General features: G+C 70.1%; 13 protein-coding genes. 5 read left to right on the top strand and 8 right to left on the bottom strand.

Features of this window, described 5'->3' with window-relative positions; genetic code table 11:
- The 3 genes from GA0115259_RS07075 to GA0115259_RS41570 all read right to left on the bottom strand — a co-directional run.
- A partial coding sequence (locus tag GA0115259_RS07075; protein WP_093592450.1) for a lysophospholipid acyltransferase family protein occupies positions 1-476 on the bottom strand: 476 nt, incomplete at its 3' end.
- Between the two features lie 204 nt (positions 477-680).
- Positions 681-896 (bottom strand): hypothetical protein, encoded by a 216-nt coding sequence (locus GA0115259_RS07070; RefSeq protein WP_093592447.1) that lies wholly within the window; start codon positions 894-896, stop codon positions 681-683.
- Between the two features lie 2 nt (positions 897-898).
- Entirely contained in the window at positions 899-1,024 is a 126-nt protein-coding gene (locus GA0115259_RS41570) for a hypothetical protein (protein ID WP_256097932.1), read from the bottom strand.
- 39 nt (positions 1,025-1,063) lie between these two features.
- On the opposite strand from GA0115259_RS41570, the gene GA0115259_RS07065 reads away from it, so the two are divergent.
- A complete protein-coding gene (locus GA0115259_RS07065) occupies positions 1,064-1,696 on the top strand; it encodes a TetR/AcrR family transcriptional regulator (RefSeq protein ID WP_370747482.1) in 633 nt (210 codons plus the stop codon).
- Positions 1,697-1,769: 73 nt separating this feature from the next.
- Here GA0115259_RS07065 and GA0115259_RS07060 read toward each other — a convergent pair whose 3' ends face one another.
- The gene (locus tag GA0115259_RS07060; RefSeq protein WP_093592460.1) at positions 1,770-3,182 is read right to left on the bottom strand and encodes an MFS transporter; all 1,413 of its coding nucleotides are present in this window, start codon (positions 3,180-3,182) and stop codon (positions 1,770-1,772) included.
- 184 nt (positions 3,183-3,366) lie between these two features.
- Here GA0115259_RS07060 and GA0115259_RS07055 point away from each other — a divergent pair, with 184 nt between their 5' ends.
- On the top strand, positions 3,367-3,846 hold the full coding sequence (locus GA0115259_RS07055) for a MarR family winged helix-turn-helix transcriptional regulator (protein WP_093592457.1): 480 nt from the start codon (positions 3,367-3,369) through the stop codon (positions 3,844-3,846).
- Between the two features lie 126 nt (positions 3,847-3,972).
- Positions 3,973-4,827 carry a Vgb family protein gene (locus GA0115259_RS07050; RefSeq protein WP_256097931.1) on the top strand — a complete coding sequence of 285 codons (855 nt, stop codon included), beginning with the start codon at positions 3,973-3,975 and terminating at the stop codon, positions 4,825-4,827.
- An 81-nt stretch (positions 4,828-4,908) separates the two neighbouring features.
- On the opposite strand, the gene GA0115259_RS07045 is transcribed toward GA0115259_RS07050, so the two are convergent.
- The 3 genes from GA0115259_RS07045 to GA0115259_RS07035 form a co-directional block, all read right to left on the bottom strand.
- Positions 4,909-5,643, bottom strand: a complete 735-nt coding sequence (locus tag GA0115259_RS07045; RefSeq protein WP_093592441.1) for an SDR family NAD(P)-dependent oxidoreductase — start codon at positions 5,641-5,643, stop codon at positions 4,909-4,911.
- 268 nt (positions 5,644-5,911) lie between these two features.
- On the bottom strand, positions 5,912-9,259 hold the full coding sequence (locus GA0115259_RS07040; RefSeq protein WP_237539821.1) for a S8 family peptidase: 3,348 nt from the start codon (positions 9,257-9,259) through the stop codon (positions 5,912-5,914).
- 318 nt (positions 9,260-9,577) lie between these two features.
- The gene (locus GA0115259_RS07035; protein WP_093592435.1) at positions 9,578-10,213 is read right to left on the bottom strand and encodes a GOLPH3/VPS74 family protein; all 636 of its coding nucleotides are present in this window, start codon (positions 10,211-10,213) and stop codon (positions 9,578-9,580) included.
- 240 nt (positions 10,214-10,453) lie between these two features.
- On the opposite strand from GA0115259_RS07035, the gene GA0115259_RS07030 reads away from it, so the two are divergent.
- Together GA0115259_RS07030 and GA0115259_RS07025 are read left to right on the top strand one after the other, a co-directional pair.
- Entirely contained in the window at positions 10,454-11,494 is a 1,041-nt protein-coding gene (locus GA0115259_RS07030) for an MDR family NADP-dependent oxidoreductase (RefSeq protein ID WP_093592432.1), read from the top strand.
- Positions 11,495-11,579: 85 nt separating this feature from the next.
- Positions 11,580-11,936, top strand: a complete 357-nt coding sequence (locus tag GA0115259_RS07025; RefSeq protein ID WP_093592429.1) for a MerR family transcriptional regulator — start codon at positions 11,580-11,582, stop codon at positions 11,934-11,936.
- Between the two features lie 43 nt (positions 11,937-11,979).
- On the opposite strand, the gene GA0115259_RS07020 is transcribed toward GA0115259_RS07025, so the two are convergent.
- The gene (locus GA0115259_RS07020; protein WP_093592426.1) at positions 11,980-12,423 is read right to left on the bottom strand and encodes a PAS domain-containing protein; all 444 of its coding nucleotides are present in this window, start codon (positions 12,421-12,423) and stop codon (positions 11,980-11,982) included.
- Between the last annotated feature and the right edge of the window lie 321 nt (positions 12,424-12,744).

The following is a 12,744-nucleotide window of genomic DNA, read 5'->3' as shown; positions in this document are numbered from 1 at the left end:
CGGCTCCCGGAGACGAGCCGGCGCGCACCGGCCTGGCCGAGCGGGACGACCGGAGCGCCGGTGGCCCGCGCCAGACGGGCGATACCGCTGCGGAAGGGCCGCGGCGCGGCTTCGCCGGCGTCCTTGCGGTGCGGGAGGCCGCCCTCGCCGTAGAGCAGGACGAGACGGCCCGCGGCCAGCGCGTCCATGGCGCCCTCCAGTGCGCGGGCGGCCCGCGGATCACCGCGGTACACCGGCACATAGCCGTCCCTGGTGAGTGCCGCGGCAAGGAGCGGGATCCGCCACAGTCCGGCGGCGGCCAGGACGACGGGCTCCACGCCGAGGCGGTGCAGGGCGGCGAGAACGACCGCCGGATCGCTGAGTGAGGTGTGGTTCGCGGCGATGATGCTGCCGGGCCGCAGTTCGGCGTCGGCGTCGGTCGTGACCGTCAGCTGCCCGAAGAGCGGTACGACGGCTCCGGCGATACGGCTGAGCATGAACGGCCCTCCGGTGGCGGTGAGTTCGGTTCCTCATCGTCGCCCGGTACTGCCCGGCCGGCGTGAGTACGCGTACTCAGAGAGCAGGGACCGGCCGCGGCTCATGTCCGGCGGGCTCCTCCGTCGTACCGCCCGGACCAGGGACCACATGGCTGGGCATCACATGGCCGGGTGTCACATGGCCGGGTGTCACATGGCCGGGTGTCACATGTTCTGCGCGGCCCATGCACTGAAGTCGGTGGTGGGCAGTCCCGGCGCCCGCGCGTACTCCGGTCGCGCCGGAGAGCCGGCCTGGTTCCGCCACTCGTGTGCGACGCCCCATTCCGGCATGCCCTGCGCGACGGCCTCCGCCAGGCTCAGGGACGGAGCGGTCAGCTCCACGCCCAGCACGCCGGAGAGCACCTGGGCGATCCGCCTCATCGTCAGCCGCTCACCGGCCAGTTCCGCCGCACCGAATCGCGGTCGTAGAGATCACCGCGCACCAGTCGCGCACCGAACGCCTCGAACGCCTCGGCCCGCTGGGACCCGGGATCGCGTACGCGTAACATACGGAGGGCCTCCCCACTTAGCAAGCCGAAGGGAATCCCGTGTCCACAGTGCCCAAAGGGTTCAGAGGCTCCACGGACGGAGCAGCGCCGAAGGCGTCCGGACGCGCGATGCGTGCGGACGCCCGGCGCAATTACGAGCGCATCCTCGCCGCGGCCGAGGCCGAGGTGGCCGAGCACGGCGTCGACGCCTCCCTGGAGGAGATCGCCCGCAAGGCTCAGGTCGGCTCCGCCACGCTGCACCGTCACTTCCCCAGCCGCTGCTCGCTGCTGGAGGCGGTCTTCCGCGGCCGGGTGGAGGTCCTCTGCGAGCAGGCCCGTGAGCCGGCCCGGGACACCGATCCCGGGACCGCGCTCATGGACTGGCTGCGGGCGGTCGGCGGCCATGCCGCGTCCACGCGCGGTCTGGCCGCCTCGCTGGTCCACGCGGGCCGGCACAGCGAACGGACAGACCCGGAGAGCTGCCTCGCGATGCTCACCGACGCGGGTGAACCGCTGCTGCGGCGCGCCGTCGAGGCCGGCGCGATCAGCTCCGCCGTGTCCGTCAGGGACTTGCTGACACTGGTCAACGGCATCTCGCTGGCCACGGAGGGGCACCTGGACGGCGCGGCCGAGGCCGATCGGCTGTTCCTCCTGCTCCTCACCGACGGAATCCGCCCACGCGCACACGGCTGACGCGCGCCGCGGCGCCGCCATGACGGGCCGTTACGGACGGAAAAGACCCCGTACGGGTAAGCCCCGTGCCAGATCAGCCGCGGGCGAGACCGGAAACCTCCTGAGGGCCGGTGGAGACAGGAGCCTGGTCGACGGACCGTGTCTTGCCGCCCGGGATCGCGAGAGTGACGGCCGCCGCGACCAGCGCCACCACGCCTCCGATGATCATGCCGGTACGGAAGCCGTTCTCCGAGGGAATCTCGAATCCGCCCATCCGGACGGTCATCTGCGCCAGGACGACACCGACGACCGCGGCGGAGACCGAGGTGCCGACGGAACGCATCAGGGCGTTGAAGCCGTTGGCGGCGGCCGTCTCGGACTGGGGCACGGCGGACATGATGAGCGCGGGCATGGCGCCGTAGGCGAGAGCGACGCCCGTACTGCCGATGCAGACGACGATCATCAGTCCCCAGGCCGAGCCCATCAGGAAAAGGGACGAGGCATAGCCGGCGGCGATGACCAGTGAGCCCACGAACAGGGTGACCTTCGGGCCACGGGCCGCCGACAGCTTGGCGCCCACCGGCGAGAGGGCCATCATGAACAGACCGCCGGGCACCATCCACAGTCCCGCGGCCAGCATGGACTGGCCCAGACCGTAGCCGGTGGCCTCGGGCATCTGGAGCAGCTGCGGCACGATGAGCGACTGGGCGTACATGGAGAAGCCGACGACGACCGAGGCGAGGTTCGTCAGCAGGACCTGACGCTTGGCCGTGACCCGCAGATCGACCAGCGGATCGTTGACGCGCAGCTCCCACCGGCCCCACAGCAGCAGCAGTACGACACCCGCGGCGGACAGTCCGAGAGTGGTCCCGCTCGTCCAGCCCCAGTCGGCGCCCTTGGAGACCACCAGCAGCAGGGACAGCAGTCCCGCGCCCAGACCGACGGCGCCCACATAGTCGAAGCCGCCACGCCCGGTGGTCTCGATGTCCGGTACGAGCCGCCAGATCAGCACGCCGACCAGCGCGCTGAGGCCGGCCGCTCCCCAGAACAGGATGCGCCAGCTCGCGTTCTCGGCGACGGCGGCGGCGATCGGCAGACCGAGCGCTCCGCCGATCCCCAGGGAGGCGCTGATCAGGGCGATGGAGGAGCCCACGCGCTCGGTCGGCACGATGTCGCGGACGGCACTGATGCCCAGCGGGACGATGCCCATGCCCATGCCCTGGAGGGCCCGTCCGATCACCATCGGTACGAGCGAGTCGGCCAGGGCGCATGCCACCGAGCCCGCCACCAGGGGCAGCACACAGATCAGCAGCATGCGCCGCTTGCCGAACATGTCACCGAGCCGGCCGACCACCGGAGTGCAGATGGCTCCCGCCAGCAAGGTGGCGATCACCGACCAGGAGGCATTGGAGGGGCTGGTGTGCAGGATCCCGGGCAGCTCGCCGATCAGGGGGACCACCAGAGTCTGCATCAGGGCGGCGACGATTCCGGCACTCGCCAGCACCATGACGATCACGCCGGGTGGTGTGCCGCGGCCGGAGCCGGACTGTTGGTCGTTCACTGTGTTTCCCTCCACGGACAAGGATGTGCATCATACAAACGACAGGCATCATACATGCGATATGTGCTATGCATATCGCGTGGTATACAAGAGGAACGAGCCCGCGAAGAGACGATGAAGGATGGTCGCTGTGGAGAGGGAGAGCCGACGGCTTGAGCGCGAGTTGATGCTCTTGGGACGCCACTCCGCGTCTCCCCGTGGCAAGCGCGACGGCGGTCTGATGGACCGCAGCGCCTATCTGCTGCTCACCAGGATCGAAGTCGAAGGCCCGATGTCGATCGCGCAGCTCTCGGACGCCTTCGGACTGGATGTCTCGACACTCAACCGGCAGACGTCCGCGATGCTCCGGGACGATCTGGTCGACCGCGTACCGGATCCCGACGGCGGTATCGCCCGTAAGTTCCGCATCACGGACACCGGACGGGACCGGCTGCACACCGAGCGCGACCGCGTGGTGAACGGCCTCGGCGACCTCCTCGCCGACTGGGCCCCCGAGGACGTCACGGCCTTCACCGACGCGCTGGAACGCTTCAACTCCGACATCGAACGCCACCTGGGCCGCCCGTGGCCCCGGCCCGCCGCCGAGAACTCGCCCTCGGGCCGTGCGTAGGTATATCGGTTTCGGCCTTCCTGTCGCGTGACGAACGATCACATCGACGGTCCGTGCTACCAAATGATCGCGGCCAACGTCGAGTTGGGCGCGGTCACACCCCCCATGGAACGGACGGAATCGATCGTGACTTCATCAAGCAGCTGGCGTGCCCGGACCGCCGGCGTGGTGCTGGGCGCGCTCGCCGGCGCGGGACTGACGGTCTCACCGAGCGTGGCCGCCGCGGTTCCGGTCGTCAACTGCCCTTCCGCGGCCTGTACTCAGGTCGCCGGCGGGCTCGGCGAGCCGGTGAGTTCCGCCTATGACGCGAACGGAAACGCCTACATCACGTATCAGAACGGCGATCTGCGCAAGGTGAATCTGGCGACCGGTGCCACCAGTACGGTCGCGCGCGGGCTCGGCAATCTGCGCGGCATCGATGTGGACGGCGCCGGCAACGCCTATGTGGGCGACTTCGACGGCAATCTGTGGAAGGTGGACCTCGGCACCGGATCGCGCGGACTCCTCGCCTCCGGGCTCGGTCCGCTGCACGGCATCGTCCACAGGGCCGGTACGACGTATGCCACAGGCGGCAGCGGCAAGCTCTACGAAGTGACGCAGGGCGGAGCCGTCCGGGTCGTCGCCTCCGGGCTCGGGCTGTCCCAGGGCATAGCGGTCGACGGCAAGGGCCTGGCGTACACCGCCGACATGTTCACCGGGCGCATCCTGGAGACGAACCTGACCACCGGTGCCAGCAGGAGCGTGGCGAAGGAGTTCTACGAGCCGGCGTCGATCTCGGTCGCGGCCGACGGTCTCGTCTACTTCTCCGTCGGCGACCAGGTGACCCGGCTGAATCCGGCCACCGGCCAGGGCACACAGATCGCGAGCGTGCGCGGGCTCAACTCCGTCGTCTTCCGGCTCGACGGTAACGGCGACGCCTATGTGGCGCAGGTGACCGGCGGCGGCTCGCTCTGGAAGATCAAGGGCCTGACGCGGTTGTAGCGCGTACGGCACGCGTGTACGTGCCGTACGGGCATGCCCGTACGGCACACGCCTACGGCACGCTCCCGCGCGCCCACACCATCAGCCGATGCTGAGCCGGCCGCCCGCCACTTCCAGTACTTCGCCGGTGATGTAGCTGGCGCGGTCGGAGGCGAGGAAGACCACGGCCTCGGCCACTTCCTCGGGCTCGGCGACCCGGCCCAGCGCGGTGGTGTCGGCGATGGTCTTCAGGGTGGCCGGGTCCATCGCGTCGGTGCCGAGAGTCCGGGTCGGGCCGGGTGCGACGGCGTTGACGCGAATGCCCTTGTCCGCGTACTCGGCGGCCCAGATCTCCGTCAACTGCTCCAGGGCGGCCTTGGAAGCGCTGTACATACCGGCGCCCTTGGTGGCGACCGAGGCGGCGATGGTGCTGATGTTCACGATCGATCCGTGTCCACGCGCCGCCATGCCCGGCGCCAGCTCACGGACCAGCAGATACGGAACCTTGGTGTTCAGGTTCATATGCAGGTCGAACAGTTCGTCGGTCATCTGCGAGGTGGGCAGGAACTTGTAGACGCCCGCGTTGTTGATCAGGATGTCGATCTCGCCCGCCTCCCGCGCCAGCCGCAGCACTTGCGCGGTGTCGGTGAGATCGGCCTCGATGAACCGGCCCCTGCCGCCGGCGGTCTCGATCTCGGCCACGACATCATGGCCGCGCTGAGCGTCGCGGCCGTGTACGAGGGCTTCCGCTCCCTCCCGCGCGAGCTGAAGAGCCACGGCCCGGCCGATGCCGGCGGTGGCGCCAGTGATCAAGGCGGTCTGTCCGGAGATATCCATGTCACTCCCATCGGACGGCGGGCCGAGTCGGCACCACTTCCAACGTATCCGCACCAGGGCGACCGCGCCTGACGCACGAGTGTGCCCAGCACAGTGGAGGCGCGCGTGGCACAAGATCGCGCGACATCGTTGTCAGGGCTGGTGTTCCGCCGTCCGACATGCCCGACAACTGGATTCCGCACGGCCGGCGCGTCGATCTGTCGGACGGGAAGCAGGGCCGGGGGCTGTTCCATCCAGTCCCCGGCCCTGCTGCTCCGTCCCCGGCGCGTTACTTCGTCAGATACGCGTCCAGCACCGTCTGCGAGAAGACGTTGCCCGCACGGTCCTTGACATCGGCCCGGAACGAAACCGTCCCGCCCGCCGCCGGGTTGACCACCTTCACCCGTCCGTCGCGTACCGCCGCCTTCGACCACGACGTACCGCCGTCGTACGAGACGGACACCGTCAGGGACGTGAGGTTCCGGCCGGCCGCCGAGCCCTGGACGGTGACCGGCACACTCTGCGTGGCGCCCGCCACGGCCCGGGAGTCCAGGCCGAGTTCGGGCGTGTAGCGCACCACGCTCGCGGGCAGGGCTGTCGGCTTCGCCGTGCGTCCCGAGGTGAACTCGGCCGACCAGCTCACCCGCGTGCTGACCGCCGATACGCCCGTGGTGGCGCGGCCGACGGTGGTGACCAGCCGGTATCGCGCCTTCTCCTCCGGGAGATCGAAGCTCACCGTGTCCAGGACGCCGTCGGCCGTGGCGTACGCCTCGCCGTCGCGGTACAGCGTGGTGGACGCGGTGGCCGGATCGTACAGACTGCTCCCGTCATGTCCGGCGCCGTCGGCGAAGGGACGTATCGCACCGGTCAGCCGGTCGCCGTCGCGCGTCAGTCCGCCGCCCTCGACGAGCGCGGGCCCGAAGACCGCGGTGTTGAAGTCCTCGGTATACGACCTGCCGCCGCGGTACACCTGGGACGGAATCCGGTACTGCGCCTCGGCCGTCCCGCCGCGCCGCTGCTGGAAGGTCCGCTGCCACGCGTAACCGCCCTGGAGATATGTGGTGGTGGTGCTCGCCAGATCGGTGAAGGTGACCGGTATGGAGGACGGGAAGTCCGGCGTCGAGGCGATCTGGCCCCAGCGGCCTCCGGTGACCGAACCGCCCGTGTTGACCGTCACCTTCGCCAGGTCCCTCGCCTTCGCGTGCTGGACGTGTCCGGTGTAGAAGCCGTTCTTGAGGGTGTCGGCGAGCAGATAGTCCGTGCCGTCGCCCGCCCAGGAGGAGAGCAGATACGAACTCACCGTGCCCGGCCGGGGCTTGGGGCCGACCTGCTGGGTGCGGAAGCCCTCCGGCAGATGACCTATGTAGAGGATGATCGGTCCCGGTGCCTCCTGCGGCGAGATGGTCAGGAATCCGGACTGGAACGAGGCGTCCGGATCGGGCGGTCGCATATCGATCAGCTCGGTCTCGCGCGCGTCGACCGCGAGCACCGTGTCCTTCGTCAGTTCGAGCCGAGGCGCGGCGACCCAGTCGTCGCCGATGTATACGAGGTCCGGGCTGAGCAGCGGAACCTCGCCGAGGACGGTGTAGACACCGCGCGGCAGACGCACCTGGGCCGAGCCGTTCTCGCCCGACACCCGGACCATGGTCTGCGCGCCCAGGTCGTAGATGAACGCCGTCCAGTCGCCGCCCGCCGGTGCGGAGCCGTCGCGGGCCGTGGCCTTCAGCGTGAGGTTGTACATCTCGCCCTCGCGAAGGATGGCGCCGGCCGTACGTACGCTCTGACCGCCGCCGGTCGCGGTGACGGCGAGGCTGTAGACGCCTTCGGTATCGCCGCCGAGCCTCGGATCGGCCGTGATGTCGACGGACGCGGTGACGCCGGCCGGGACGGTGAGCCGCGAGGCGCTGAGAGTGAAGAAACCGGCCGGTGCGTCGGCGCCCGTCGGGCCGGTGGCGGTGGCCGCGAGATCGAGGGTGAGCGGCTCGGCGCCGGTGTTGCGGTAGGTGAGCGATCTTGTGATCGGCTGGTCGTCGGTGTGCGGCCAGGCCGGAGCGCCGAAGCTCAGCGAGGCGGGCTCGGTGACCACGCTCTGGGTGATGGCGTGTGTCACATCGACCCGGCCGCTGCCCTGTTCGACCGCGCTGTACGGGCCGGGCTTCGCGGAGCCGGTCAGTGCCGCCTTGAGCCGGGGACCGCTCCAGTCCGGGTGCTGCTGGGCGAGCAGCGCCGCCGCGCCGGCCACATGCGGAGTGGCCATGGAGGTGCCGTCGAGCGTCACATAGCCGGGCCCTGGACGCGGCACGCCCGGATTCTGGTCGATGACACTGCCCTTGGCGGAGGCCGCGGTGATGGCGACACCGGGCGCGGTGATGTCGGGCTTGAGCCCGCCGTCGCCGATGCGCGGACCTCGCGAGGAGAAGTCGGCGAGCGTGTCCTGCTTGTCGACGGCGCCCACGGTGAGCGCGCCGTCGGCGGTGCCCGGGGTGCCCACGGTGGCGGCGCCGGGCCCTGAGTTGCCTGCCGCGATCACGAACAGGGCCTTGTCGGAGAGCCTGTTGACGGTCTCTTCGAGCGGGTCCACGCCCGGAGTGTCGGGACCGCCGATGGAGAGGTTGACGATCTTCGCGCCCTCCTCCACGGCCCACTCCATACCGGCCATGATCGCGGACTCGGTGGCCGCGCCGCGGTCGCCCGCCACCTTGCCGATGAGCAGTTGGGCGCCGGGGGCGACGCCCTTGTACTGGCCCTTCGACTGCGCGCCGGTCCCGGCGACGATGGAGGCGACATGAGTGCCATGACCGTAACGGTCCATGATGTCGGCTGAGTCGGCGGAGGTGAAGTTCTTCCCGGCGGCGATCTGGCCCGCGAAATCAGCGTGGTTGATGTCGACACCGGTGTCCAGGACGGCGACCTTCACGCCTTTGCCGTCATGTCCGGCGGCCCACGCGCTCGGCGCGCCGATCTGCGGGACGCTGACGTCGAGCGTCGTCCTGAGCAGACCGTCAAGCCGTACGGAGCGAACCCCGGAGGCGAGCCGCAGGCCTCGCGCGGAACGCGCGGTCAGCGAGTCCCACACCTCGGCCGCCGCACTCGCCCGTACGGTCAGCGCCCCACTGTCGACGGTGTCGATCTCGGCCCGTACGGTGGTGCCGTCCTGCGCCCGCAGCCCTTCGCGGGCCGTCCGGCCCGCCGACTCCCGCGCGCCGGAGCCGGAGCCGGAGTACGAGACGAGCAGCGGCACACCGTCGCCCGTGAGCGTCCGGTACTCGGGACGGCTCAGCTCGGTGACGTCGAAGAGCCGGATGTCCAGCTTGTCGGTGGCGATCAGCCCGGCCGCGTCCGCCGGGAGTACATACGAGTGGCCCTTGACCTCGCGCATCTGGACCGGCACCGAGGCGCGTCCCGGGGCGGGCCGCAGTCCGACCGTCTTTCCGTGCGCGTCGACAAGGACCCGGTCACCGGTGATCAGGGTGATCTCGTGAGTGGGATCGGCGCCCAGCGTGGCGGTGGCAGGCGGGCCGGCCGCCGCCGTGCCTGTCTGGGCCGTCGTCATCAAGGTGAGTGCCGCCGCGCCCGCGATGACGACGGCGGCGGTGCTGCTCCCTGGTATCCGTGTCCTGCGCGATGCTCTGCGCAACGTGCCCCCTTGCCCAGTCGGGGCAGCCTGGTGCGCCCCGGACGGAGGTGCCGAGGGCATGGATCCGCTGCCCTTGGCGCGGACACGCTAAGAGCCTCATGATCGTCCCGTCAATCAGGCGAAAAGGAGCATAAGGGAGCAGGTAACGACGATTGGTCCAGACCCTTCATGGATATACGGCGCCGGAACATCCGAAAGGTCCGTTCCGGGACGCGCAACGGACCTCGTAGCGGACCTCGGGAACGCGACGGCTGCCTGGCGGCGACGATCGCGGGCGCGTGCGTACGGTCGGCGCGTGCAGTCCGCGCGTACGGTCTGTCAGTAGCCTCGCCGGCGGTTCTCCTCGGCCGCCTCTTCACGTCTCCAGACGCGCCGTTGCCGTTCCGCCACCAGCTCCGCCACCGCGTCCTCGACCTCCGTGAGCACTGTCTCCACCGCGTCGGAAACCGTGCCCGAGGTGTCTTCGGTCCACCGGTCATCGTCTTCGGTCCGCCCGTCCTGGATGCCGACGGCTGCCGCGAGTGCGGCGAGGACGGGCTCGTCCGCTGCCCAGCGGCTCGCCGCCAGGCGCCGGGCAGGCGAATCGGTCAGCACCGTACGGCTGGTACGGAAGACCTTCCAACGGCGATGCTGAGCCCGGGTGATCTGCCCGTCCGCCTCCAGATCGGCCAGATAGGCCGCGGCGAGACCGCGGCCTCTGCGCCACAGCCAGTCGGCGACCGTCTCGTAAGGCTCCTGCCGGACGAGCGACGCCGCGGCCCCGGCCAACAGACGGTCCGTCGTCGCCGGCCGGTCGCCCGGCACAAGGCGATCCTCTTCCACCCTGACGGCACGGGCGTCCATGAGGTCGATCACCTCGGCTCCCGCGAGCGCCAGCGACAGATCGCCTCGCTCCACCGGGCGGCCGGTCGACATGTCGATGGACACAAGGAACAGGTCCCGCGATGTGGTCATGGATCCCGCCACCTCCAGGGCATCGGAAACGCCAGGAGTATCGGCACCCGGCCCGCGTCGGCAATTCTCGCTCCCGGTGACCACGCCTGCCAGTGCTTGACCTTGACGTACGGGTCAGGGGTTAGCGTCACCGCACGCCGACGGCGAACGCCTGCCCTGCCGCGCGCGCCGCCGCACTGACCCGTACCCGCCCATCCTCAGCGCCCTCAGCCCTCAGCCTCAGCCCTCAGGAGCACGAACATGACCACAGCTCTGCCCAGCACCGCCCGCGAGGTCCGGCTCGCCGCCATGCCCGAGGGACTGCCCGGGCCCGAACACTTCGCTGTGGTCGAGACACCGCTGCCCACACCCGGGACGGGCCATCCCGGGACAGGCCACGTTCTCGTCAGAAACCGGTACTTCCTCGTCTTTCCCGGTCTGCGCACTCTGATCGGCGGCGAGGTCGAGGGCGTACCGCTGCCGCCGCTGCACAGCGGTGACACACTGTTCGGTCCCGCCCTGGGCGAGGTCGTGGCGGCGCCAGCCGACAGCCCGCTGCGCGTGGGCGATACGGTCACCCATCTGCTCGGCTGGCGGGAGTACGCCCTGGTGGCCGCCGCCGACTGCACTCGCGTGGACGGCACGCTGCCGGATCCGGTCGCATACCTCTCCTCGGGATCGGCCGCCTACGGCGCGCTGACGCTCCTCGCCGATGTCCGCGCGGGAGACACCGTCTTTGTCACCGGAGCGGCGGGAGGAGTGGGCTCCCTGGCCGGGCAGATCGCCCGGCTGCTCGGCGCCGGCCGGGTGATCGGCAGCACCGGCTCGCCGGAGAAGGCGGAGCGGCTGGTCTCCGAACTGGGCTATGACGCGGTCGTGCTGCGCGGAGCCGGGCCCATCGCCCGGCAGCTCGCCGAGGCGGCGCCCGACGGGATCGATGTCCTGCTGGACAACGTCGGCGGCGAGCAACTGGTCGCGGCTCTCGGCGCGGCCCGCCAAGGTGCGCGGTTCGCCCTGGTCGGAGCCCTGTCGGGACAGCTGTCGGCGCAGCGGGCCGGTGGCAGCGCGCCGGTGGAGATCGATGCCTTCCGCCTGGTCGTCAAGGGCATCTCGCTGCGCGGATACAGCGGCCCGGACCACCAGGACATGGAGAAGGAGTGGACCGCTCGCTTCGGCGACTGGCTGCGCTCCGGCGCGATCAGCTTCCCTCACACCCGGATCGCGGGCATCGATCGCGCGCCGCTGGCGTTGCTGGAATTGATCGAAGGCCGGCACTTCGGGACCGTCGTCGTGGAACTCTAGCCGTGGTGCCACGGTCTCCGTTCGTCAGCCGGAGGCTGGGGCCCGGGGCTGGGGCCGGCGGAGAACGGGAAGTGGTGGCAGAAGGATGCGGATCGGCGAAGCGGCGGCGGCGACCGGCACGACGCCCAGGGCGCTACGGTTCTACGAGCAGCGCGGATTGCTGCCTCCGCCCGTCCGTACGGCATCCGGCCAGCGCGAATACGGTCCCGCCGAGATCGAGCGGATCCGCGTCATCCGCGAAATGCTGGGCCTCGGACTCACCGTCGAGGATCTGCGCAGCTGCGCCGACCGTCTCCATCTGATCTCCGAGAACCCACGGCGGCGGTGCGGTTCCGCCGAACCCGGCATCGTCAGCCGCAGACTCGCCGCGCTCGACGCCGAGATCGGCCGGCTGGCCGGACTCCGCGAGAACCTCGCGCGGCGGGCCTACGGAAACGGCTGACGACGACCGGGACCCGACCGCCGCGCCTCTCCGAAACTGGTCGTCAGGACGCCGTACGGCTCGGCTCGGCCGCCAGCAGTCGCTGCCGTATCGCCTTCTCCTGGGCCCGCCGCGCGGTGACATCCCGGATGACCGCCCCGACATGGCTCGCGTTGCCGTCGGAATCGGTCAGCAGCACCACACTGAACTCGATCGAGACGGTCGAACCGTCCGCGGTCAGCGCGGGAACCGCCAGGAGGTCGTCGTCGCCGTACTTGCTGGCGCCCGCGGCCATGGCCGCCACAAAACCGTCCCAGTGACGCTGCCGGTGCTTCTCGGGAATGATCACATCCAGATTGCGCCCGGCCACCTCGGCCGCCGAGTAACCGAAGATCCGCTCAGCGCCTCGGTTCCAGTAGCGGATCAGCCCTTCACGGTCGATGATCACCAGACCGTCGGGCGCCTGAGCCGCCATCCCGAGTACGACTTCGGGGTCCAAGTCTTCCATGACACCTCCGAGTTGGGGTGATCGATCAGCGCCGGTCCGCAGAACGCAGTTGATTGTATACAGTAGACGACGTTCCGGGCGAGGGCGATGGTCCGGGCAATGTCAGTCGCACGGCCCGCGCTGCTCGACGCTTGACGGAGAGCGGGACGCGAGCCGGCCACGCCCGGGCGAGCATGGCCGACTCGGTGCGCCGAGCGGTTGAACTCCGCCAGGGTCTTTCGTTTGGATCTTGCCGGGCTCGGCCAGATCCAAACGAGAGGCCCTAGGGTCTTTCGTTTGGATCAGGCTGGGTGAGGGAGCGGGGTCTGGTGCCGTGGATCG

The sequence above is a fragment of the Streptomyces sp. MnatMP-M17 genome (assembly GCF_900091995.1).
Lineage (GTDB): Bacteria > Actinomycetota > Actinomycetes > Streptomycetales > Streptomycetaceae > Streptomyces.
The sequence above is the reverse complement of the archived record's forward strand: the minus strand, read 5'-3'. Positions and strand labels throughout refer to the sequence as shown.